Annotated in this window: 23 protein-coding genes; all 23 read right to left on the minus strand. The window is 51.3% G+C overall.

Translation table 11 applies throughout. The annotated features are described in order from the left end of the window. Nucleotides 1-163 precede the first annotated feature (163 nt). Entirely contained in the window at nt 164-1,129 is a 966-nt protein-coding gene (locus KJS28_RS07475; protein WP_213540422.1) for a DUF5131 family protein, read from the minus strand. Nucleotides 1,130-1,167: 38 nt separating this feature from the next. Continuing rightward, nucleotides 1,168-2,142: a methyltransferase gene (locus KJS28_RS07480; protein WP_212819554.1), complete on the minus strand. Its 975-nt coding sequence runs from the start codon at nt 2,140-2,142 to the stop codon at nt 1,168-1,170. Between the two features lie 57 nt (nt 2,143-2,199). Further along, nucleotides 2,200-2,859, minus strand: a complete 660-nt coding sequence (locus KJS28_RS07485; protein ID WP_212819556.1) for a YkgJ family cysteine cluster protein — start codon at nt 2,857-2,859, stop codon at nt 2,200-2,202. Then, entirely contained in the window at nt 2,859-3,083 is a 225-nt protein-coding gene (locus tag KJS28_RS07490; protein WP_212819558.1) for a helix-turn-helix domain-containing protein, read from the minus strand. Before KJS28_RS07490 ends, KJS28_RS07485 begins: the two co-directional genes overlap by 1 nt. Then, on the minus strand, nt 3,084-3,260 hold the full coding sequence (locus tag KJS28_RS07495) for a hypothetical protein (RefSeq protein WP_212819560.1): 177 nt from the start codon (nt 3,258-3,260) through the stop codon (nt 3,084-3,086). 59 nt (nt 3,261-3,319) lie between these two features. Then, nucleotides 3,320-3,550 carry a hypothetical protein gene (locus KJS28_RS07500; RefSeq protein ID WP_212819562.1) on the minus strand — a complete coding sequence of 77 codons (231 nt, stop codon included), beginning with the start codon at nt 3,548-3,550 and terminating at the stop codon, nt 3,320-3,322. Nucleotides 3,551-3,634: 84 nt separating this feature from the next. Further along, the gene (locus tag KJS28_RS07505; RefSeq protein WP_212819564.1) at nt 3,635-3,856 is read right to left on the minus strand and encodes a hypothetical protein; all 222 of its coding nucleotides are present in this window, start codon (nt 3,854-3,856) and stop codon (nt 3,635-3,637) included. A 5-nt stretch (nt 3,857-3,861) separates the two neighbouring features. After that, nucleotides 3,862-4,401 (minus strand): sigma-70 RNA polymerase sigma factor region 4 domain-containing protein, encoded by a 540-nt coding sequence (locus KJS28_RS07510; protein WP_212819566.1) that lies wholly within the window; start codon nt 4,399-4,401, stop codon nt 3,862-3,864. 99 nt (nt 4,402-4,500) lie between these two features. Continuing rightward, on the minus strand, nt 4,501-5,340 hold the full coding sequence (locus tag KJS28_RS07515) for a hypothetical protein (protein ID WP_212819568.1): 840 nt from the start codon (nt 5,338-5,340) through the stop codon (nt 4,501-4,503). A 46-nt stretch (nt 5,341-5,386) separates the two neighbouring features. Then, nucleotides 5,387-6,460 carry a DUF932 domain-containing protein gene (locus KJS28_RS07520; RefSeq protein WP_212819570.1) on the minus strand — a complete coding sequence of 358 codons (1,074 nt, stop codon included), beginning with the start codon at nt 6,458-6,460 and terminating at the stop codon, nt 5,387-5,389. Nucleotides 6,461-6,494: 34 nt separating this feature from the next. After that, complete coding sequence (locus tag KJS28_RS07525) at nt 6,495-7,334, minus strand: hypothetical protein (RefSeq protein WP_212819572.1); 840 nt, start codon at nt 7,332-7,334, stop codon at nt 6,495-6,497. A gap of 99 nt (nt 7,335-7,433) precedes the next feature. Beyond that, nucleotides 7,434-7,850 carry a single-stranded DNA-binding protein gene (locus KJS28_RS07530; RefSeq protein WP_213540423.1) on the minus strand — a complete coding sequence of 139 codons (417 nt, stop codon included), beginning with the start codon at nt 7,848-7,850 and terminating at the stop codon, nt 7,434-7,436. 369 nt (nt 7,851-8,219) lie between these two features. Next, a complete protein-coding gene (locus KJS28_RS07535) occupies nt 8,220-10,088 on the minus strand; it encodes an AAA family ATPase (protein WP_212820641.1) in 1,869 nt (622 codons plus the stop codon). A 198-nt stretch (nt 10,089-10,286) separates the two neighbouring features. Next, on the minus strand, nt 10,287-10,757 hold the full coding sequence (locus tag KJS28_RS07540) for a hypothetical protein (RefSeq protein WP_213540424.1): 471 nt from the start codon (nt 10,755-10,757) through the stop codon (nt 10,287-10,289). Nucleotides 10,758-10,760: 3 nt separating this feature from the next. After that, nucleotides 10,761-11,450 (minus strand): hypothetical protein, encoded by a 690-nt coding sequence (locus tag KJS28_RS07545; RefSeq protein ID WP_212819583.1) that lies wholly within the window; start codon nt 11,448-11,450, stop codon nt 10,761-10,763. A 39-nt stretch (nt 11,451-11,489) separates the two neighbouring features. After that, nucleotides 11,490-12,098: a sigma-70 family RNA polymerase sigma factor gene (locus KJS28_RS07550; protein ID WP_212819586.1), complete on the minus strand. Its 609-nt coding sequence runs from the start codon at nt 12,096-12,098 to the stop codon at nt 11,490-11,492. A 17-nt stretch (nt 12,099-12,115) separates the two neighbouring features. Continuing rightward, nucleotides 12,116-12,520: a zinc-finger-containing protein gene (locus tag KJS28_RS07555; RefSeq protein ID WP_212819588.1), complete on the minus strand. Its 405-nt coding sequence runs from the start codon at nt 12,518-12,520 to the stop codon at nt 12,116-12,118. A gap of 44 nt (nt 12,521-12,564) precedes the next feature. After that, nucleotides 12,565-12,894: a hypothetical protein gene (locus KJS28_RS07560; RefSeq protein WP_212819590.1), complete on the minus strand. Its 330-nt coding sequence runs from the start codon at nt 12,892-12,894 to the stop codon at nt 12,565-12,567. Between the two features lie 106 nt (nt 12,895-13,000). Next, nucleotides 13,001-17,065: an MSCRAMM family protein gene (locus KJS28_RS07565; RefSeq protein ID WP_213540425.1), complete on the minus strand. Its 4,065-nt coding sequence runs from the start codon at nt 17,063-17,065 to the stop codon at nt 13,001-13,003. A gap of 78 nt (nt 17,066-17,143) precedes the next feature. Continuing rightward, nucleotides 17,144-17,953 carry a CAP domain-containing protein gene (locus tag KJS28_RS07570; RefSeq protein ID WP_212819594.1) on the minus strand — a complete coding sequence of 270 codons (810 nt, stop codon included), beginning with the start codon at nt 17,951-17,953 and terminating at the stop codon, nt 17,144-17,146. Nucleotides 17,954-18,027: 74 nt separating this feature from the next. Beyond that, nucleotides 18,028-19,335 carry a S1 RNA-binding domain-containing protein gene (locus KJS28_RS07575; protein WP_228298475.1) on the minus strand — a complete coding sequence of 436 codons (1,308 nt, stop codon included), beginning with the start codon at nt 19,333-19,335 and terminating at the stop codon, nt 18,028-18,030. Then, nucleotides 19,239-21,122 carry a VirD4-like conjugal transfer protein, CD1115 family gene (locus tag KJS28_RS07580; protein WP_407701742.1) on the minus strand — a complete coding sequence of 628 codons (1,884 nt, stop codon included), beginning with the start codon at nt 21,120-21,122 and terminating at the stop codon, nt 19,239-19,241. The genes KJS28_RS07575 and KJS28_RS07580 overlap by 97 nt, the downstream gene beginning before the upstream one ends. Further along, nucleotides 21,115-22,353: a hypothetical protein gene (locus KJS28_RS07585; RefSeq protein ID WP_324614705.1), complete on the minus strand. Its 1,239-nt coding sequence runs from the start codon at nt 22,351-22,353 to the stop codon at nt 21,115-21,117. Before KJS28_RS07585 ends, KJS28_RS07580 begins: the two co-directional genes overlap by 8 nt. Nucleotides 22,354-22,382 lie beyond the last annotated feature (29 nt).

The following is a 22,382-nucleotide window of genomic DNA, read 5'->3' on the forward strand; positions in this document are numbered from 1 at the left end:
CACGGAGTGCAAAGTAGAATAGCATAATAGCATAATAACATAACAACAGCCGGAATGGATCTGATCCATTCCGGCTGTCTTTCCCTTTTAACGATTTGAGTCTGAATGGCAGATTTTTGCCTCTGTCAGATAGCCGTGAGTTTCCGGATTAGTGTAAAGGCACTTATACACGCTTCGTGAACCTCCAATTCGTTTCCGGTCGCTTTGGACACCACTGCGGCGAAACTGCGGCATAGCGTCCTGGTATATGCCGTCCGCCGGAATCCTTATCCTGACGAACAATTTTATAATGTCGGCAAGCTCTCCACAGTCCTCGTTTTCCTTGCCGCACCGAATAGCAATACTTGCATTCGCTGCAATGCGGCAGCGTCTTTTCTGCAGGGCGGTAAAGCAACGGCGGATATTCCTGTATGAGCGGAGCACGCCAAACATCCTTGAATAGTTTGCTTCCGATCATAAATACAGGGATGTTTCCTTTTCGTTCCATAACACTTTCAATCCAACTGCGTTTTAGTTTACCGTACCCGCCGAGTAGGATCCATTCCACATTTGGAATCTCCATTCTCTCTGCAAATAACCGCATTGGTTCAATGCAAAGAAATGTATGATACCCGTCAGCAGTAAACACATTGCCCCGCTCGGTCAGGCGAGTGCCATACCAGAAGTTATCCGTCGGCATCAGCACTCCTGTTTCAAGCAGTTCTTCATAACGGTTAGGATTCATCGTCAAAAACATATAATTGTGCCACGGTGCCTGCTTTGCCGCTTCAAACACCTGCAAGATCCACTCGGTCGGTATCCATTCGCCAAACAAGTCACCGGAATGGCAGACCCAAATATTTGCCGGCTTGATCTTCTGTATGACCTGCTGCAAACGGTACGGATGTAATGTGGGATAAAAACCTGTGGGTGCAGGAACAGATGAGCCGTTTTTGGCAAGCGGCGTTGTTATCACATACAGGCTGCGTTCTTCATCTATATGAATACGCTCATCGCTGAGATGAAAGCGTATATCCCCCTTGAAATGAGAAAGCCGCTTTCTGCTCTCGCAAAATGAGCAATCATTTCTGCATCCGGTAACCGGGTCCCAAGTGAAATCGCACCATTCAATATTACTTTTCTTCATCATGTGCAAGTCACTCCTTTCTTCAGAATATTCTGATTCTGTCAGGCCGCTTTATCCACAACCAGGACAACCGTATGTACACCGGTCATTTCAAATTTGGCACCGCATTCGTCAATGGAGTGGGTATGTTCTGACAGCCAATCACGGAATTGCTCATACTTGCGTGTGCTTTTCCACTGAATACTGCTTGAACAGACCGCCACAAGACTGCCGCCGGGGCGAAGGAAGTCAAATGCCCTTTTAATATGCTCACATTCTTCGCTGAACGGCGGATTCATCACAACAGCGTCATAGATCGGTGCTGTTTCAGCCGTCAACAAATCGTTTCCGATCACATTGTGCTTTTTCAGCTTCAGGATCTCGCAAAAGTCTGTCATACGCTCAATGCAGTCCACATGGTCCGTTACTTCCTTTGCGACGTCGGCAATGTTGCCGATCCCGGCCTCCGGCTCCAGCACACGGCTGTCTTTACGGACACCGGCCAGCGCCACAAGCTCTTTTGCCAGCTCCGGGGGCGTGAACTGAATATCTCCCTTTTGATACATCTTCGCCCGATAAAGCATATCCCGTAAACGGATCGCATTCGGATCCGGCGGTATAACAGCCGATTGCAGGAGCGTATCAAAGCACTCGACCGCTGCGGCCAGTTCGTCGGTATCGGTGATGCCTGCCTTTTGCAAACGCTTCGTGCGGACATCATCGGGCTTGGGATACTGAAATTTGCAGTAGGGATTGTCCTTGCAATATTTCTTAGAGGCAGAAAAACAGCGCATATCCTCATAAAAGGCAGCAACTGTCAGGTTCTGCTCAAGCAGCGTCAGCGTATCGGTTTCCGATTTCTGTTTCAAAAACTGCAATACCTGAATCTGCGAGTGATACATTTCCTTTTTTCTGTCTCGTTCCTGCTGTTCACGCTGGCGCTTCCATGTGTTTGTCAGATAATTCCCGCTGAGGGCGTCTATTTTGCCTTCCAGGGCAGTGATTTGGCGTTCAATCTTTTCTGTGATATTTGCCATTCTGTTCTTCCTTTCCTATGTATGGTCTTTGCTGATCGCAGCGATGCGGGTGATTTGCTAAGCCAGCTTTTCCAGCATTGCCTTCAAAAACAGCATATTGTCCCTGTACTGCGGCAGAAACGGCTGATCAAAGTCGTAGGCCAGATAACGATACGCCACAATCAGCTGTTCGGCACGCTGAAAATTGTTTTCCGGCACACTTCGCAGCAGCTTGCCGAGCTCCGGCAATATACGGCATTCGTCAAACCAGAAAGCCTCATCTTCATCGGACATATTTTTTCTTTGCCATTCCCGTGCAGTGACGGAGCCTAAGCCAAAGTGATGGGGCTGCTCCGTACACAAATACCACTTGATACGATGCTCCTCCGGGCAAGGCTCCGCCGTAAATGGGTACAGTCTGCAGGTGTGCGGGCGCACGGAATAGATCGTACACCGATCATCCCGCAGCATACCGCACATACCGCTGTCATTGACTGTTCTCAGCACGAATACATGGAAGCCGGGAGATAGTTCCTTCAGCTCAGCCATATTCCAAAGAATATCATCGGCAGAATCGGTGCAGCCGTTTTTCTGCTTATCCCGAACAATGCGGTAAGCATCCAACGGCTCCAGCACGATACTGTCCCGTACATTTTTGCAGCAGACGCCGCAAGCACGGCACTTGAATGCGATTGGCTGGCGATTCGTGACCAGCACGGCATTTCTAAAAAGCTGCACTACGCAACCCTCCGTTCGTTCAATACATACGGTTGCGGCTTCATCAGCTCCGCACCGCCATAAAAACGATCCGCAAAATATTTCTTGCTGACCTTTCCCGATACGGTAATATAGCCTTTGTTTTCAAGTTCCTGATTCAGCCGTTTAATGATTCGATACGCTGTTGAGCGGGAAACGCCAATCGCTTCAGCCACCTGGTCAGCGGTAAGAAATTGTATTGCCATTTAATCATCCTCCTTTTTTCGTTTCCAATTAGTGGAGTCGCCTGCACAGTTGAAATTCTCTTTTATTTCCGCAGTCAGTTCATTTGAACGACCGGTTTGGATATAGCGCACGAATATGCTCATAGAGCGTTTCAAACAGGTGCTTTTTACAGCGCAGTTTACGCAGCTTCGTTCCATAAAACATTCCTCCTGTAAACAGGGACACCGCAGCAAACCGCTACGATGTCCCAAAAATCTTATGCACACATTTTTAGAAAGGTCGGGAGCGTTACACGGGCAGGAACCGGTTGAAGGCGCACCTTATAAACCGAGTTCAATGTCTCAAAGCAGGCGTAATCCGTTCTTTCTTCCATAATCTCAACGACAAGCGAAGTATAGATGAGTCTGTTGTCGGTTAAAATAACGGCTCGGTAGCCTTCCTCCAGCGGAAACACGATCCGACCGTTTATGCTCACTTCTTTTTTCATACGGTATCTGATCCTCCTTTGTCTTCCGAAAAATAGCATCGCTTGTTTTTACAGCTTCTTGTGCGGTTGCACTGAGCCTCTTCCTCATAATAAATAAGGCCAACAGGTCTGTTTGCCGCTGCGCTCCAATTCTTCTTGTGCCGACTCAATAATCGGCGCAATGATTGCCATATCCCAGGGCAAGACCTCTTCATCGGTCTGATCGGGATGTGTGCGCAGAAGCGCCACAGCGAGGGCATAGGCTGCGTTGTCGATCTCGTCACCCTTACATTCCAGATAGCGTTCAAAATCATTTTTACAAGCCATAAGAATTACCCCCATAATACGCTGATGACCGTCGGATAGCAGCGCTCCAGCGCCTGATTGATCTGGCGGAAGGTCATTCGCTCACGCTTTGCAATGTCGTGCATACGGTCGCCTCGGACCTTCATACGAATGATCCGCATTTCACGGCGTGGCAGTCGAGCCGTCAAAGCGTGCAGGCACATCTCTGCCTCCAAACGCTGAAACAACTCATCCTGTCGGCTGATAACCTCCTCCCAGTACAGACCGCCCTCGTCTCCGATCAGCTCGCTAAAGCTGACAACTGGGGCGTTTCGTTTGGGTCTGGAAAGACACTTATAGTAGTTTGACAGTGAGCTGCGCATACGCTGAAAAGCAAGCGTGGAGAACTTAAAGCGGTGCAGAGCCTGCACCTCGCAGTATTCCTGCACGGCCTTCAGGTAGCCGAAGATCACAACATCATAAAACGCCGACTCCGGCAGATCCTTTTGATTCAAAAATGTAAAGACCAGGTGATGGTTTTCCTCTGCAAATCGGCGTTGTTCTTTCGTTAATGGTCGTATATCCATTTCATACGATCCTCCTTTCGCAAAAAAGAGGGATACCGCCGGCGTTTTGCCGACAGTATCCCTAAACTCTTGGCTCACGGCAGGCCGTGGGCGTCATTCTTACATCGGCAGATCCTCGTGATCGCCGTCAATAGGTGCTTCGGTGATACAGAAATGCTCGCCGTCATCGGTCGAGTGATAGCTGCTGTCCACCGCATCGCAGATCGGCTCGTTGTTGCCGAGCTCTGCTTCCATTGCACGCTGTTGATTCATGGCTTTGATCTGCTCACGGAAACCGTCCGCATACTGTTTGATCTGCAGAAGGTCGTTGCCCTCAAATCTCTGCACCAGGCGGAAGGTAGCCACACTGTAGGTGTTGCTTCCGTTGTCCACACGCTTGAGGCCGATCTGCACCACACCGCTGTAAATCGGACGGCGGCGGGTCGCAAAGGCAGCCGTGATGAAATCGGAATAGGGGCGAAGGCTCGTAGGCGGAAGAGAGAGCAGCATAGGCATGTGCTCACCGCTGCGAAGAATATACAGATTGCGCATATTCTTGCAGGCCTTGCCTTTTCCTTTCTCCACGGAGCCGTACTGGTTGAGCGCACAGGTCGCACAAACACCGCCGGGGGCACCGTAACCCGTCTTGCCGTCAACGGACGAACAAAGTGGCGTTACATTGTCGTCATACTCCGATCCCTCCGGCCAGTAGGCGCAGGTGTCATGATTGTAGAGGATCACGCCCTCGATATACTTGGTATAGTCGGGGTTCTCCGGGTCATCGCTGGGGATCTCAAACTGCAGGCTGCCGCCTCCAGGAATCTTCACACGTGGGAAGCTCAAACGAAGCCCCTCGTAATCCTCGGATACATCCACGGAGATACAGTCGTCCTCGACCATAGCGGGCAGAATGAAATCCTTTTTGGTCTCCATCATGGCGTTTTCATTGTTGTAAGTCATAAATTCGTTCCTCCTAAATTTTTTTGATATGCGGAGCCGGACAGCCTTATGCGGCTATCTGGTTGATCCTGGTCCATTGTCTCGGCGGCATGGATAAGATGTTAAATCCGATGCCCTCCAAGTCTGTGGCACGGTCATAGCTTTCAACATCCTGACTGTGCCGTGTCACTGCATTTGCGAGCCCGTAAAGACTCAAATCGTCACTTTCAATGAGGCGCTGCAAAACACCGTTTTGCTCGGTATCGGTGATACCGAAGTCGCGGCCTGCCGTATGTACGACAGCCGGAATATCGGCGGTGTTCATCGCTTGATGCTTTGCGCTTTGCATCAGTGTGACGATCTGCGAGAACTGTTCTTCATCGGTTGCCGAACGGACAGTTTCCTGCAGTTCGGTCAGAAAAGTGCGGTCTGCTTCGGTCAAGACTTCTTGTGAAGCCAACATAAAATGTTCTTCCGCAGAATTGACTCTTCCTCGATGAATCCGTTTTGTCGTTGCTCCGGCCACTGCGATACCGTTGCCGTCAAGCTCACGATAAATCAGCGGCTGCACACTGACAGAGCCGAGTCCCACTTCGCTGTTGCTGATCACAACACCCGCTTTCACGGTGTCGCCTGGTGCGACCTCTGCCGTCAAATGCGGATCAACTGCTTTGATATACATACGGTTGTCCGTAATGTGGCAGCTGACGAATTGTACATCGGGTATCTCACCGATAACGGGAAGCACAGAGGCGAATATTTCATAGTGATCCATTCGCATATAGCTGTTGCTCAGATAGGCACGCACCTTCCCGTCAAGGACTCTCAGCATACGCTCGGTCGGCTCCCGTTCAAACCATGCGTTCACATTGGTTACCAGCAGGTCGGGATGCTCGGTCAGCATTTTTCCGTAGTATTTCGCCGGGATACCGAGACGGGTGCCGATCTGGCGATGGGCAGTATCTGCAATATCCAGCGGCTCAATGCGGTCAATATGACTGTCATCCAGCACACGCAGAACAAGCTCCGTACCGCAATGCTCCATTGCAAGCATGGAAGTGTTTACGATGTAGTCTGCTTTGGCATCTTTCTGACGCATGACCTCGGTTGCCAATTCTTCGATCGTCAATCCCGCTTTCATGCTCATTCACTCCTTTCCGTGGCTGTATCCTGCATTACCAAGAAAGCAGGATGCCGCCATCTGTAATATTTGCCGCCATACCTTCACGCTCAAAGACCTTGCAAAGCCTTGCCCAATAGGGCTTTTCCGGGACGCTTTCAAAGGCAGTCCTGACCTTTTCGCTGTCGGCCTGCTGAATCGCAATATCGCCGTTTTCACGAATGGTCAGGCTGTTATATCCCCGGGAATGAAGGTCGGTAATCAAGGCTTCCAGCACCTTGCGGCCCTGTACCTCATACCACACCTGCGGATCGACCGGATCCGGCTGCTTCGGCATAGCTGCCGGAGCTTCAGCGGTATCCTCAGTATCGGACACAGAGGGGTGTGGGGCATTCGGCTGCTTCAACGGTACGATATTCACAAGCGCACAGTTGATACCGCCATTCTGGTCAAATGTCACATCAGCAAAATTATAACCGTCCACCCCGAACAGCTTGACTCGTCCGGTGCCGCCCTTTGCTATGATCCGTTCCGGGAATTCCTCACGCCACTCCCAGGTTGCGTTGGGGTATACCGATTGCAGATAGGCTGAAATGCGATAATTGGCATGGCGAAGCAGTACCTGCTCCACAGGGTCGGACACTTCGGGGATAATGAATCGGTCGAAGGCCGCATCCTGCTTTTCGCATTTTCTGCGGATGCGCTTTGCCTCCCGCCTGTGGAACTCCTCCTTGATATACGGAACAAGGAAATAGCAGGTTGCCCATACCGCCCAAATGACAAAGGCTGCGGCAAGAAGCCACGCCTGCGCATTTCCACGGATAAAGGCTGTGATGACCAGCACTGCGACAATAAGTATCGAAACGCCGGACCATAGGTTTTTCTTTTTTCTCATTCGGTTCATCCTTTCTTTGTTGTTCTCTCTGAAAATAAAAAAAGAGGAACCGCTGCATTTTCTTCCTAAAAACACAACGATTCCTCTCGGCGCCGGAAATTATCCCGGCAATGCGTCTCTTTCTCCGTCAATACCGTCATATTCCTGTTTTGGCGGTATTTTCGGCTCGGGCGGTGTCGGCTCCTGCTTTGAGGATCCGGCTCTGCCGACGGGAACAAAGCCCCAGTTATCGAGCAATATTTTCATACGCTTATCTATGGAAATACCGTCACGCTTGGTGTACGGCTCAAGCTCCAGCGAGCCTGTCACCCAGATAAGGCTTCCTTTTTTTGCATGGGCTTTCATCAGCCTGTTGGCGTCCTCACCCCATGCACAAACCTGAAAATATTGTGTATGCAGGGCCTGACGGCTGCCGATATTCTCGGCAATGTCAAAGCGTACATACGGGTTGCTCTTTTCACTGGTCTTCAGCTCCAGATCGGCAGTTATCCGACCGATAACATTTACCTGTGCCATTCTTCTCCTTTCTGCCTTACGGCTGAAATATCTATATAAAAAAGTGCCGGCAAACGATTCCTTCGCCCATAAGGGCAGAACCGTACTGTCGGCACTGAATTACAAACTTAACGCTCTGTGCAATGTGGCACTGTACCACGATACTCCTTACGGAGAAACGCACAAAAATCAATTACAAGGGTATTATACCACTATATATTGTGATTGTCAAGTCTGTAAAGTCTATATATAGATATTTCGGGTTTTGATATGCTTGAAACTACCGGTTATTCCCATGCGTCGGGGCACACCGAAGTATTCTTTATACGCAAAATTGACTTCCACGCTTATTCTGAAAGATAAATTAAGCATGGAAGTCAATCGCGTAGCTTATTCGGTGTCGCTCAGCAATTTGACATGCTTCTTGTAGAAGGAAACACCAACCTTGAAGAAATGGGTAATGCCTTGCTGCTTCATCGCCGTAACATATTGCTGTCTTTCAATCTGTGCCAGGGCCTCCTTGGCGGAAGCTTCAAGCTCACTGTCAATGCGAGATTCGGCAACGCCGTCCTTTAACACCTTGAGTTCTATGATAATACCCGGCATTTTCTTGTCGTAAGGTCTTAGCTGAATGTCGTATCTGCCGTGGCCAGATTCTCTGTTGGAGTCCACACGATAGAGGTTATTCATGATTGCACAGATCCCGAGGATAAGTCCGTGATAGAAATTCTCATGGGCATAGTCAAAGGAACTGATGGAATTCAGCAGCAGCTTCTGCAGATTATCCTGCAGTTTCGGAACATCCTGCTTTATAATGGCCTGCTGGATCGCAATAGCGGTTGACTGGGAGATCACATTCGTCAGTGCAGAAAGGATCTCCTTTTCATAGACATAGAAAATCTCTTTATTCGGTATGGCAATGTCGCAGATGGCATTTCCATCGTGCAGTTCATCCTTTTTTACGACCTTCAGATAGCCGGCAGAAAGCAGGAAGCTGTAGATCGTTGTCGGATTATTCCTGATTTCGGGATAGATAACAGAGGTGTCCACATAAGAGGAAACCATTTGTCCCTGCATCAATTTGCGGAGATTGTCTGCAGTCTCATCGTCTGCCTCCGCAACGATCTGTCGGATGATGCTGTTATCTCCCGTGGATTGCCAATAGGCTTTTGCCGAGCAATTCTCATCCATATAATTGAGAACGGACCAGGGATTGAAAATGTCCGTATCGCCAAAGCGATAGCCGTCATACCACTCGCAGATCTCCTCATACTTATCCGTTCGGCCGTAATACTCCATGATGTCTCGGATCTCGTCTTTGGTAAAGCCGAAATATTCACTGTAGCGGTCTTCGAGAATGGAGTTTACCTTCAAGTTGTTGAGACCGCTGAAAATGCTTTCCTTTGCCACACGAAGAATGCCAGTTAGGAATCCATAGGAAAGGTTCGAGTTATCTTTGAAGGCGCCGGACAGAAGATTACGCATAAAGCCGGTGATCTGTTCGTAGTATCCTTCCGTGTAGCCCTGCTGGATAGGCGTATCATATTCATCAATGATAATGACAGCGGGACGGCCATAATGCTTATTGAGCATGTGCGAAAGCTCCAGGAAAGCTCTTGCCATACTGACTTCCGTGATCGTTCCGTCAACGACCTTACGGAAATAGTCCTTTTCAAAATCATTGCACTTGTCACTCGTCAGCAAAACATCGTGGCGCAGATACTCATTTGCAATGATCTCACGAATCGCCGTATAGGTCTGTTCCCATGTTGCAAACTTAATATCCTTAAAGGTAACGAAGATGACCGGGTATTTTCCTTGCTCACGACGGTACTCCTCGCCGCAGCTCCAAATCTTTTTATTCTTGAAATACTTGGAGGTATCCGTGTCGCTAACCTCGAAGAAGGTTTTCAGCATATCCATTGCCAATGTTTTTCCGAAGCGTCTTGGACGGGTAAAAAGAGAAACCTTGGGCTTGGAATCGATAAACTCCTTGAGCATCAGGGTCTTATCCACATAATAGTATCCCGAAACCAATTCCTTGAAATCGGACACACCAATGGGTAAAGGTAATTTGGCGGTTGTTTTCATAGCTCGTGAAGACTTATTTCTGCGGCCGTCCGCTGGTTTTTCAGCGTCGTCAGGAATAAGCCATAAGCCTCCTTCCTTTTTCGCACCCGCAATGCGTCCGTCTCTGCAGAGCGTGGTAATTCTTCTTTCGGTCAATTCCCAACGGTCAGCTGCAGTCTTAACATCCATATAGCTCACAAAAGATTCCTCCGTTCCTACTATATCATGTCAACATTATAGCAGAGATCAAAGTAGATGTCAAGATAAAAAGAACAATACAATCGGTGCGAAACTTGATATTTTGAGTCGAATTTGCGGTTTTAATATAACATTCAAATGAGGCGCTTCTAAATGTGTCAATGCTATTACAGAAGCGCCTCCGTGGTATTATTCAGTTGCTTCGGCCGTAAACTCACCCAACTCCTCATACCCGAGGAAATGATCTGAGGACATAGCGGAATTGAGATACTCGCTGCCGAGAGAAATATGCTGCGTTTCCTTGAAATAGAACCGATATCGATAGCCGATCTTCACCTTTGATTGCTTACCGAGCAGCATAGTAGACTCGTTACCGTCGCCGTCCATAATTTTGATCTTACGGTATTTGCGCAGCGGCTTAGGGACGACCGAAACGCAGACGCCCTCGACGGTCTCGTAGCTTTTATCGGTGATGATGCGGTAATAGCTCAGCGCCCTGCCGGCGCTGGCCACAAATACCGCAAGGCTCAGAAACAGCATGATCCGGTCCTTCAGTATGAAACACATTGAAACACCAATCAGCAGGCATCCGGCTCCGATGATCCCGGTAAGGAACAGCTTCCGCTTGAGCGGCGCCGGTGCGCCTTTTATTTGACCCATGACTTACATCCTTTCAAAAATGATTTGTTTTCGCAGGTACAGGTTGGCTACGGAAGTGATGACTGGACGGCACTGGGGCAGGAAGCGAACGCTGTGGGCGATGTTTTCGCTTGTCGTGTATTCGTCGTGATAAAGCGTATCGATCAATTCATCCTCGCTGTCGAACGCAAAGGTGTTTAACTCCGCACACTTGATCATTTCCGCCGTGGAAAGCATCGCTTGGTTTGCAAGCAGCATGACCTTCTGTTCATCACTGTTCCGCTTATCTCTGCGGAAGATCTGCTTGGTGACAGCATACGGGATATGCTCAAACACCGTCAGTCGAATAAAGGAGATCAGCCGCAGGATCGGGCTTTCCGAAATCGGCACAACATACAGGCCGGAAAGCAAATTGAACAGTGCGTCCGCACCGAGCTCGCCTTCGCCCTCGGCAACCAGGCCGCGCCGTACCAGCCGCTGCATACATTCCGCAGCAGAACGGTGCGTCATATAGCCGGTTTCCTGTGCTTTGTTTTCATACAGCGTTTTGATCTCATCATCAGAGAGGATACGCCAGTTCAGAATTGACCAAATCATCATTTCCTGGATGTCCAGAATGTATTCCTTGTTATTCAGAAGCACCATCGGGCAGCGCATATCCCGGTTTCTTCCTTTGAACTGCATCCGTCCGACTGCGGTATATAATTTCTTCATGAAACCACCTCATTTTTCCGTTTATTCTTCTTATACGACTTACGAGCTGTCCATTTCAACAGGGCGGTCAAAATACTGCATGAAATCACGGTTTTGCTTTAACCGTCCGGCAGCTCTGGAGATCCACGCACCCACAAGATTCGGCTTGACCCCATACATTTTGGCGATCTCTGCACCGGACAAGCCCTTGACCTTCCATTCGATCGCTTCAATACCGAGGCGGGCAGTGCCGGCATACTGCCGCTTGCAGTTTTGCAGCAGCATACAGATGTCCTGCTCCTCAAGCAACCTGTCCAGCGTATCGTCCGCACTCGACAACTGCTCCATGGAAAGCCCGTCCTCCTCCGGCTCACTTTGGACCGGAAGTGAAATATGATGCTTTTGCTTGCCGCACATCAGGCGGCAGTATGTACGAAGTCCGTTGGTAACGACCTTTTCGGCGTAGGTCGCAAATTTGATGTTGCGTGTTTCATCAAAGCTGATGGCCGCCTTGCACAGCCAGATGCAGCCCTCCTGGTACAGATCGTCATATTCAAAGCCGTAAAGGCTGTCGTTGACGATGATGTTTTTGTGGATAGCGTGCCGGACGACGCTTAGATTTTCCTCCACAAGCCGTTGCTGTCGGCTGTTTAGAGTCAGGTTTTTCATTTGGACTCTCACTCCTTTCAAGCGGCGATTCTTTGGTTTTCCAGTGCCCTGTTGCACTCAATGATCAGGCGGTCACACATATACTCGCTGAATTTAGCGATATGCGCCTGCTCATCCGTCAGTGCCAGCTTGCCCTGCATCCACTTGTAAGCCTGCCACTTTGTCATAAGCCCGGACTTCCACATCCAGTCGAACGCTTTGTGTGCCTGGATCCGTTTGTTGCGCAGATCACCGTTGGCGAGCGTCCCCATCGGCTCCTTTGTGCGCTTATGGGCGCCTACATAGGAATCGCAGCGGGGATAGCGGTCGCATACATACAGGTAGCTGTCCGGCACCTTTGTTGCCGTGCCGTAAACTGCGGAAGCAGGGCGAAGCGATGCTTTGGCACCGCAATAGGGACAGTGGATTTGTTTCTTTTTCATTCGGTTCAACCTCCAATACTTTCTTTTTGCGGACATAACACGCATTAGGTACCCTGATCCTCCGGAATGGTCTGTAAAATGCTGCAGGTGTTCGGGTCAGTCACATTCCAGACCAGCCAGCTATGAAACAGCTTTTCAAATGCCTCTTTTGCGATGATGGCAGCGCACTCAAACTTATCTACCTTGTCGCCGGTCATCTTTTCAAAGAGCAAGACCGGCAAAAGAAGCGGAGTTCCCTCGGCATCGGCAGTGAGCAGATGACCGCCGCAATCGGTTCGGCCATAGGGGCACTCGATACAATCTACATAAAAGGCATTTCGCCATGAGCCCTGCGTTGATTGCAGGAACTGATATAGTGTTTTTGAATTCTGCATATTTGTGTCCTCGCTTTCAATATACTACTTTCCAATAAAGATCCCCCTGGAGGGTAGATAAAGCAAAAGCGGCAGACACCGCTTAGGATGTCTGCCGCCGGTTAAGTCAAAGCGCTTTCCGCTTTTTTCTGCTTACAATGCTCACGGTAATGAGCACGGTCAAAGACCCGCTTGCCAGCAGGATCCAAAGCCAAAGCTTTGAATCGTCGCCGGTTTTGGGAGAGTCAGGGTATTCGGGTGTCGGAGTCGGAATCGGTTCATTGGTAAAGCCCACGCCGATTTCATTTTCCACGATGACCGTTTCACCGTCTTTTTGGATCCGGAAATAGAAGTAGCGGTCATCCTTTGTAAAGCCGTCGGGGGCCTTCGTTTCGAGCAGCAGATAGCCGCCGTGCTTCAGACCGCCAATCTCATATACGCCGGTATCAGCCTCGGAAAGCTCGCCGTACAGTGTGTCAATGTCCGGATCATAGGCCTTGTTGCCGTTTACATCCAGATAGAGCACAAATTCTGCGCTGCTGAGCAGCTTATCGTGATCCTTGCTGCTGACCTTCCTGACCTGCACCTTGCCGGTCAAGAATTTGTTGACGACCGTGATCTCGATGATCTGATCCATCTCGGATACCGTTACCTTGTAAGCTTCCTCTGAAAGCACCAGATGCGCCGGGCAGGACAGCTCACGGACGATCCAATCGCCATAGGGGATATTTTCAAAGACGAACACACCGTCCTCACCGGATGTTGCCGTTGCCAGCGCATTTTCCTCTGTGAACTCGGTCTCATTCGCCTTGAAGAGTCCGAACACAGCTCCGGACACGGGCGTATGATCCTCATCCACCTTTAAGCCGTGAATGCTGCCTCGGATGATGGTATTTTCGATCACCTCACCGTTGTTGATAACCAACTGAATGACCGCAACGGAAGCGTCTTCGTAATCAAAGGCAACGGGATAGACCGCATCCGACAGAAGATAGTGTGCGTCTGTAGCCACTTCCTTGACATAGAGCTTGGCACCGGCCGGAACATCCACCGTAAATACGGCAAGTCCGTTTTCGTCGATGCCCACGATCTCAAGCAATCCGTCCTGCGGGATCTCCGTGCCGTCCGCAGCGGTCAGGGTTTCGACAGCATACAATCCGAAGCGAATGTTCTTGTATTCCTCACCGAGTCCGACACCGTAGGTATCATCGGATTCCAGCTTTTTAAGCAGGCTGATCACGACCTTCTGCCGTTCATTGACGGCGGTTTCGGAAACAGTCGTGATCTTAACCTGTTCACCGGCATAGGTAAGCTCCGTTTGTACCGGCTCCTTTAAGAGCACCATACCGTAAGGCGCCTTTTCCTCACGCAGCTCAAACTTTCCGAGGAACAGCGGCTCACTCGTTGCCGTGCCGTCTGCCGCAGTGGTGAGAGTCGCCACCTTTTCTCCGGCGGAATAACGCTTTGTGCCGTCTAAGGTATAGGTATCCTCCACTGCATATACGCCGAACACAGCGCCGGTCAAGCCCTGCATTTCATAATGCGGAGTATAAATGCCGTCCTGCTCGGTGACTGTGGAGAACACCTCGCCGCGCTTCAGAATCGTGATCGTTCCCATCTGCGGCTGGTTGTATTTTTCCACAACGACTACTTCGGCGGAGCCGTCCACCTTGAATTTCACGGGTGTGCTGTCCAGCACATAGCCTTCCGCGCCGCCGACGGTCTGCTCGATCAGCTCATATTCGCCGTAGCTAAGGGGTTCGGGCAGGCGCAGGCGTCCCGTGTTATCCGTATAGAAGACATCAATATCCATCGGCGTGGGGTAGTTGATCCGCTGGGTGATGAAATCACCGCTTTGCAGGTCACGGAGCTTAAAGCCGATACCGGCGGCGGGGATCACCTTGCCGGTCGTGGCGTCCTTTTTCACCACATCGATCAGGGCGGTGATGGGTGCGTTGTTGATGATATAGCTGTAAATATCCGCATGAGTCTTGATGTAGACTTCAAAGGCGGGCAGCAGCTCCGCACCTTCTTTGCCGGAGATCTGTTCTACGATATAGGTGCCGTAGGGCAGGTCCCTGGATACGCCGAAGCCGTGCGCGTCAATGGTAATGAGATCACGCTCCGTTTCATCGGCGGCATCATAGGAGCCGGACGATTTGAGCCAGATCTTAAACTGTGCGCCCGCTTCCGGCGTTTCGATCTGCGTGTCGCCATTGTCCGAATGCTTCACAAGCACGATATTGCTTTTAATGGGTGTTTCATACAAATCCATCGTCAGCGTGTTATACTCGACGGAATACTTTTCGGGATAGGCGCCCACCGGGTAGATCGTATCATCCAGCAAATAGCCTTCGCTCGGTGTGATCTCACGGATCGTCCAGCCGTCTCCGCAGGGGAAATAGTCGGTCAGGATATATCCGTCTTTATCGGTCGTGTAGGTCTTCACCAGCTCGCCGTTTTGATACACGCCGTAAACAGCGCCCTCAAGCGTAGCGTCTCCGCGGGTGTAACCGTAGGGATAGCCGAGATCTTCCGCGCTTTTGTATTCGTAATCATCGGCTGCCATCAGCTTCGGCATTGCCGATTGGTCGTTGCAGTCAGCGTGTTCGGCATCCAGCTTGTAAATATCCGCACGCCATTTTTTCAAGGTGTTGTCTACGGCGGCTTCGGCTGTTTCTTTCCATGTGACCGTTACGGTCTGATCCTCCGGAATAACATAGCGGGCAGCCGTGTTTTCTTCGGAAAGTGTGTAGGTACCTACGGGCACATCCTTGAAGGTTGCCTTTCCGCTGCTGTCAGAAACAGCGTACATATCCACCTGCTGTCCCGTAGTAGAAGTCCCGTACAAGCGGAACTCATGGCCCTCGACCAAGCCATCCTCGGATGTTTTCGTCACAACAAGATTGCCACGCTGCAGAAGATTGCTGAAGGTTACGATGGAAGTGCCGCCGGAAACGACGGTGACGGCCTGCGGCGGCTGCGGCACATAGCCCTCATATTCGTATTCGGACACGGTATAGGTGCCAGGCTTCAGGTTCTTTACGGTAATGCCGCCGTCAGAGCCGGTGACAACATCCTCGTTCACGCCATTGCCGGAGATATTCAGCCGGATACCGCTGATCTTGCCGTCCTCGGACTCCTTGACGATCTTCACATTTCCGGGAATTTCCTCATTCACAGCGGTAAATTTGACAACGCCGTTATTGGCGGCGCTGACAGTGACTGTCCACTCGGTCTGCCCGTAGGCACGGTAGTTTGCCGGGAATACCGTTTCCTTTACCGTGTACTGCCCATAGGGGATGCGCTCGATGCTGGAGCCGTGACCGCCGGCGTCGGTCGGGCCGATCAGATACTGTGTGCCGTCTTTCTGTGATGTTGCAACGAAGTAGGCTCCGGCAAGGCCTTTGCCGTTGGTATCGTTTTTCTGCACTTCAATGGACCCGTAGGCCTCTACAAATTCCGGTACGACGACCTGCACGACCGCCTCGGGGTAATCGCCCTTGCTCATACCGACGATGGTAGAAAATTCAGGGCCTCGGTCATTGCCGACATGGGTGACGAAGTGTTTGCCGTTATAATAGCCTGCATAGATTGCCACATGGGCAATGCTGCCCGTCGGGATATGCTTGAAGACGATCAACGACCCGATGGGGATTTCCTCGGAAGGATTGAAGTTACTTCCGTCCGAGCTTTGCGTAAAGCTGATGCGTCTGGCCTTGCCGCTGTCTACCCAGCCGTTCGCCGCAGTGTTATAGGCGGTTGCCGATCTCGGGTTGGATGGGCAAGGCACAGTGGCGGTATTGATATGCGCCACATTCGGCATATAGTTGTAATAAACATAGCTGACATAGGAGGCACAGCAGAGTCCGTGTGAACGGAATCTGGCAATATCCGGTACGCCGCCGGAATTGGTTTCAAAGCCGGACGGGCCTGTGCCGTAGCCGATACCCGAACGAATTGAGGCGGACACCGAGCTGCCGGTCTTTATAAAGATCGTGCCATCGTCCTTTTGGGCCTGAACATTGTAGCCGGTATAGGCGAGGGCATCCAGATAGACATTATCCAGCATATTCGCCGGGATTCCCGAAGCGGGCGCCGCAAAGGCACTGATGGGCAAAGCGGCCACCAGCATTACGGCGGTCAAAAGCATGGACAGCCATTTTTTGAAGCTAAGCTTTTTCTTTGTCATGATGGTTCTTTCCTTTCTTGAAAGAGAAAAGACTCCATCGCATAGGCAATGAAGTCTTTTGGCTTTGATTATTCTGTTTTATCCGTAGTTGTCTTTGGTGAGCGCCACATCGCAGTACCACATTCCGCTTTCGTAGGTGATGCCGACACCGATATACCGATATTCGCCGCTTCCTATGTAAGACCAGTGATCGGGGCTGTTTCGTATCAGGCGAGCCAAAGAGCTTGCTACATAATCGACAGTGCCCGCATATCCGGCCTTGGCGATCGCTTCGCCCGCGCAGGCGGTATAATATGGTTCTCCATCCATTCCGTATGCAGAAGGATCCACATACAACCCGTAGGACAGTGCCGTTGCCGCCGCCCGTTCATCCATGGTGTTGTGTGAGAAGTCCGAGATAATCTGGCGGCTGCGGTATTCGGCATATCCTGTGAGACCGGACAGCCGGGTGACGGCAGCAGTGCCTTGCGCCGTGCGGTAGTCGTTCAGATACTGTGCGACCAGCTCTGCGATTGCTCCGGCATCGGAAGCCGAAGCATTGGGCACGGTCGGTGTCGTTTCCGTCGGCTCTGTTGGCGATGTGTTTTCTGCCGGAGCCGTCTTTTCAGTAGGCTCAGTCGGTCCGCCGGAAGGTGTGTTTTGTTTCGGCTCCTTTACGGAACTGTCGGAAGTACCGCTTTCCGCCTTGGATACAGCGGTTTCTTCCGGCACTTCGGTAGTTTTGGCAGGCTCGGAAGAGGGCACCGTGCTTTGTTCCGTTTTTTCCTCAGTGGGAGATGTGATATGAGTATCCTCCGAAGGTACAGAGGATGTTTCCGGCAAAGCCTCTTTGCCGCAGCCTGCAAGAGTCAGCAGCAAAGCGAGCAAGACGAAGATGATTTTACGCATAAAAAGCCCCTCCTTGTTCGGAAATTTCCGCCTTGCTCTTTTTATACGACCTGCGCTCACCGTTTTTCAACAGACTACAGATGCTGCTTGATAATACGGGTGATGATTCCGACCGCCACGCCACGGTCTTCATCAATGTGCGTCACGGCAAAAGAAACATCGTCTTTCTTGCCGGGCGTGCGCCGGTCGAGGCAGGTGTGAGCAATGGCGTTGGCTCCGTTATTCAGTCGGACATACACCACGCCCTTATGCACATCTGTCACCTTGCCGGCATACTTGCTTTGCACCCGACACTGCTTCAGATAGGTGCGGTTGGTGTTCTCGGATACACTTTTTACATCGGCACGGATGGAAAGCTCCTCCAAGCTATCACGGTTGACCTCCAGAATACGGACGAGGATCTGATCCCCGACAGAAAAACGGTCGTTGGCATCCCCGATCCAATCCCAGGACAGGTCCCGTGCCATGATCGAGCACTCCACGCCGAAGGCTTCGATGCGTACTGCCTTTTCCGCCACGGCAATCACACGGGCCTGCACGGTGCGTCCCTCATAGATGCGGTATGCGCCGGAGGTATCCTGATTCATGTAAAAGACCTGCCGCTTTTTGAGCATCGCTTCCTTGCGGCTTGCCACAACGGTGCGTGTCTTCTGATCCACGCCCTTTACAATGAAGTCGATCTCGCAGCCCAACATATTGCTGAGCAGCTTGTTCTGGCGGCGGATCATTTCGGTATACTCTGTGCCTTTGAGGTTCTTTTCCAGCTTCACAAGCATTTCCTTTAGCGGGATGACTACACGAAAGCCCTTGTAATCTACAACGGCGAGCGTTTTCCCGGCTTCCGTTTCTTCCACGCCGCCGAGCATTCCGGTCAGGATGCGGTGCGAGCGGTTGGAAGTCAGGATCTCGTGCCATGCGGCGTCCATCTCATGTGTCTCGGTCGTAACTTCACCGCCGACTTCCAGCGTCAGAATAGGATCTGCCTTCGGCTTATTCTGCCGATCCGCTGCGGCGGTTTCTTTTTTCTTTGCGGCGGTCTCCTTGGGGGCAGCCGGTTGAGGCTCGGGTAAAGCTTCCTCATCCACGGCATCCGTTTTCTTTTTGCGGGTGCGTTTGGGCTTCGGTGGCTCTTCAGCTGCCGGCTCGATCGGCTCGGCAGATACTTCGGCGGCAGGTTCGACGGGAACGGGCTCAATATCGGTCACCTCCGCAGCGCTTTCGGTCGTTTCCACCGCAGCGGCAACTTCCGGCTCTTCTTTTTTCTTAGGCATAGGTTGTTCCTCCTTTAGTTTTTGGACATGATACTGTCTTTGTCGGTCGGCACCACATTGGATGCCGGCGTTTTTTTCTTTCTGCCCGGTTTTTTGATCGGCGCAGGCGATACTTCTTCCACCTCCTTCGGTTGCTGTTTTTGCCACTCAGGTATATGTGCAGAAGCCTTGCAGGAGATCATCTTTTTGCTTTCCGGGTGCTCTGTGTAATCGCATTTGTCTACCTGCAATAGCTTGCGGCCTCGAATAATGATGAGCGCCTTGCTGATCGGCAGCCGCAAGACCTCATCCATCGTCAGCAGCTTTCGCTTGCCGACGCCGCTGGTCTCTCTGTATTCCGGTGTGTAGTTGGAAATCCGCCAAGTGCCGAGCTGCTTTGCCTTGCTCTGCACATGCACGGAAACCTCGCCGGAGCGGTCGCTGATGTACTTTGCCGTCAGCTCATCCACGCAGCCGAGAAAAAGCTGCACATCACTGTTGCCGAGGATCTCCTGCCATTGGTTCAGCGGGTATCGGTTCTGAAGTCCGGCAAGGTTCTGGAACACGCAGCTCATGCTGATGTTTCGGGAGCGTATCACGCTGATTTTTCGGCTGAGGTCTGGAATAACGCCGCAGGCCGTCAATTCTTCACCGAGCACATGAACGGGGATAGGCAGCTTGCCGCCCTCGCAGTTTTTGTCTGCATAGCGCACCAGCTTGATAAAAACAAAGGACAGAAACAACGATGATAAAAAGTCGAAGGTACTGTCCTGGTCGCTGGTAATACAGAAATAAGCGCAGGGCTGCTGTCCCGGCAGCTCCATATCGATCTCGTCAAAGGCAGTCATATTGCAGATGGATTTGTTCTGGAACACCTGCAGTCTTGAGCCAAGGCCGATAATCACGCCGCTGCGCACGGTGTCGGACGCCTGCTGAAAAATGGCGTAAGGGGCTTTCGCCGGATGTGAGGACGGCAGCATATTGAACAGGCTGTTCAGCTCTTTTTCGTCACAGTGGGTCAGCAGCCGATAGACCTGCCCGATATTCTTCCGCTCGGGCAGATACCCTTGTTCCACATAAAGGACCAACGCTTTGAGCAGATTCATTTCGGCGCTGTCCCAGAAGTGGTCGCCCCGTTCCGAGCCGGTGTTTTTAATAATGACATCGCAAAAGCGCTGTGCCATCAGTTCATCGCCCTCGATCTCCGCAAGGCAATTCCACGAGTCTGAATTTTCAGGGCACACCAGATTGAACACCTTAACGGTATGCGTCTTGCGCAGCAGCTCGCTGGTCTTTTCGTACAGCTCGGATTTCGGGTCGCAAATGATCAGCGATTCCATTTTTCCGTCCTTGTTCGGAACGGTCGCCTGCAAAATGCGGTTGATACAGTAAGCCCTCGTTTTCATGCTGCCGCTGGCACCGTACACCGCCACATTTTTGTTGAGCATACTTTCCTCCGGCATACACACATACCGCCCGTTCAGCAGCCCGAAGATCGTGCCGTTATGGTTTTTAAGGCTCGTCCGTAAGTCAAATATCTCCTCGGCTTCCTTTTCGCTCATAAAGCCGGATGTGCCGTAGGTGCCCTTCTTGGAATAGATGAAGTTACGGTCCTTGTCGTATTCGCCGGTTTCACTGTAGCCCATACGCATGACCATAACGATGAGCAGCACCAGCGCTCCCACGCAAATGAGAATGCCGACTATGCCGTATGGCATAGTAAAAATGGCACGCAGGCACTCGCTGACAGCAAAGGACGGCACGGTGGGTGAAGTTCCGTTGCCGGGCGTTCCGCCGGCAGCCTCCCACTCATGATAATTGCGCATAAACTGGGCAATATATCCGCCGCCGTAGAGCAGTCCCAGCAGAAGCGGCGGAAGCGCCAGCAATATGCCAAACAGTCTTTTCTTCTTACTCAAAAAAGCTCCTTTCCCATTTCTCAAAGTCAATGGTCTGAAATTTTACCCGGTCGCTGCAATAGCGCTCCAGCGCCTCCCGTTGGGAGTCAAAGCAGATCAGCGTGCCGCACTTGTTTTGCAGCTGCAACGCCGTGTCAAATCGCTTGATACGGGGCAGATCGCAAAAGAAAGAGAGCAGCACCGGCTCGCCGTCTCGGTCGGCGGCGTCGCATTCCAAGTTGCCTGCAAAATCACATTCGTACAGGTCAGCATACAGAATATCCGTGAGCTGTTCTGTCAGCGCCCTGCTGCATAGCAGGCTCAACAGCCGTTCTCCCTTGCGGTCGTTTGTGAGAAAATAGAAATGCTCATAATTTCCGTCAAGGATAAAATACTGCCGTCCCTCGTTCTCTTTGAGAATGTCATAGGCTTGCTCCATACTGTCTGCCAGCAGAAGTCCCTGTACCGCTTCGGGCGGATACTGGTGCGGCAGGCGCTCCCGGCACAGCACCGTTTTCATCAGCGCCTTTGTCCTCATTTCGGATTTGTACTCCCATTTCATCAGAGAATTGCCGAGGTCATAGACCACGAACACATCGGCCGGGGTGAGTAGCACGCCAACCGAACGGGCGCCGCGGATCTTAGCAAATACCGTTCCCATCTCCTTGATCTCCCGCGAGGTATAAAATGCCGGAGCCGTTATGGAGAGAGAATCGGTTTTCTCCCATTCGGGAGAAAAGACATCCGGCTTTTCGTCTCGAAAAATCAGCACACCGGCATTTTTCATTGTCAGTGTCGCTTCAGCCACACGGTGAAGGCGCAGGCGGCGTGTGATCTCGCTTTTCACCAGATTGGTCTCAGCCGAGCCGGACAGCGAAAAGGAAAAGCGTTCGGGAACATCACGGCAAAGGGCTTTCTTGGCCGAGGCCGTCAGCCTGTATCCACGCACACCGTCACGGTAATAAGTCCGCAGCAGCTTTTGCGATTTGAGAGCACGGACAACATTCAGCTTATAACTGTCGCCGCCCGGGAGTCGGCAGAGTTGATTGGCCGGAAGCTCGCCGGATATGGCAACAAGTTCAAGCAGCGTGTAGCCCACCGTCTGCTTATCCGGCAGACCGTTTGTGCAGCGCATAGCGCACCACCTCCTTTTGCTTTGAATATTACCGAGGTTGCTGATAACCCGGGTAGTTTTTCGGCTTTGGCACGGCTGAAAAAGCCTTGATTTACGGGCATTTTTGTCTTGCCGCACCGTATCGTGAAATTTTCGCCCACCAACCG

It is taken from the genome of Vescimonas coprocola, assembly GCF_018408575.1.
In the GTDB taxonomy this organism is placed as follows: Bacteria; Bacillota; Clostridia; order Oscillospirales; family Oscillospiraceae; genus Vescimonas; species Vescimonas coprocola.

Excerpts from the sequence above, each read along its gene's own strand:
- KJS28_RS07560 (WP_212819590.1), bottom strand. The coding sequence starts at position 12,894 with ATGCAGAATTCAAAAACACTATATCAGTTCCTGCAATCAACGCAGGGC.
- KJS28_RS07505 (WP_212819564.1), bottom strand. The coding sequence starts at position 3,856 with ATGGCTTGTAAAAATGATTTTGAACGCTATCTGGAATGTAAGGGTGAC.
- KJS28_RS07540 (WP_213540424.1), bottom strand. The coding sequence starts at position 10,757 with ATGGGTCAAATAAAAGGCGCACCGGCGCCGCTCAAGCGGAAGCTGTTC.
- KJS28_RS07520 (WP_212819570.1), bottom strand. The coding sequence starts at position 6,460 with ATGAAAGCGGGATTGACGATCGAAGAATTGGCAACCGAGGTCATGCGT.
- KJS28_RS07500 (WP_212819562.1), bottom strand. The coding sequence starts at position 3,550 with ATGAAAAAAGAAGTGAGCATAAACGGTCGGATCGTGTTTCCGCTGGAG.
- KJS28_RS07555 (WP_212819588.1), bottom strand. The coding sequence starts at position 12,520 with ATGAAAAAGAAACAAATCCACTGTCCCTATTGCGGTGCCAAAGCATCG.
- KJS28_RS07535 (WP_212820641.1), bottom strand. The coding sequence starts at position 10,088 with ATGGATGTTAAGACTGCAGCTGACCGTTGGGAATTGACCGAAAGAAGA.
- KJS28_RS07530 (WP_213540423.1), bottom strand. The coding sequence starts at position 7,850 with ATGGCACAGGTAAATGTTATCGGTCGGATAACTGCCGATCTGGAGCTG.
- KJS28_RS07490 (WP_212819558.1), bottom strand. The coding sequence starts at position 3,083 with ATGGCAATACAATTTCTTACCGCTGACCAGGTGGCTGAAGCGATTGGC.
- KJS28_RS07480 (WP_212819554.1), bottom strand. The coding sequence starts at position 2,142 with ATGGCAAATATCACAGAAAAGATTGAACGCCAAATCACTGCCCTGGAA.
- KJS28_RS07550 (WP_212819586.1), bottom strand. The coding sequence starts at position 12,098 with ATGAAAAACCTGACTCTAAACAGCCGACAGCAACGGCTTGTGGAGGAA.
- KJS28_RS07515 (WP_212819568.1), bottom strand. The coding sequence starts at position 5,340 with ATGACTTACAACAATGAAAACGCCATGATGGAGACCAAAAAGGATTTC.
- KJS28_RS07495 (WP_212819560.1), bottom strand. The coding sequence starts at position 3,260 with ATGGAACGAAGCTGCGTAAACTGCGCTGTAAAAAGCACCTGTTTGAAA.
- KJS28_RS07525 (WP_212819572.1), bottom strand. The coding sequence starts at position 7,334 with ATGAGAAAAAAGAAAAACCTATGGTCCGGCGTTTCGATACTTATTGTC.
- KJS28_RS07510 (WP_212819566.1), bottom strand. The coding sequence starts at position 4,401 with ATGGATATACGACCATTAACGAAAGAACAACGCCGATTTGCAGAGGAA.
- KJS28_RS07570 (WP_212819594.1), bottom strand. The coding sequence starts at position 17,953 with ATGCGTAAAATCATCTTCGTCTTGCTCGCTTTGCTGCTGACTCTTGCA.
- KJS28_RS07565 (WP_213540425.1), bottom strand. The coding sequence starts at position 17,065 with ATGACAAAGAAAAAGCTTAGCTTCAAAAAATGGCTGTCCATGCTTTTG.
- KJS28_RS07545 (WP_212819583.1), bottom strand. The coding sequence starts at position 11,450 with ATGAAGAAATTATATACCGCAGTCGGACGGATGCAGTTCAAAGGAAGA.
- KJS28_RS07475 (WP_213540422.1), bottom strand. The coding sequence starts at position 1,129 with ATGATGAAGAAAAGTAATATTGAATGGTGCGATTTCACTTGGGACCCG.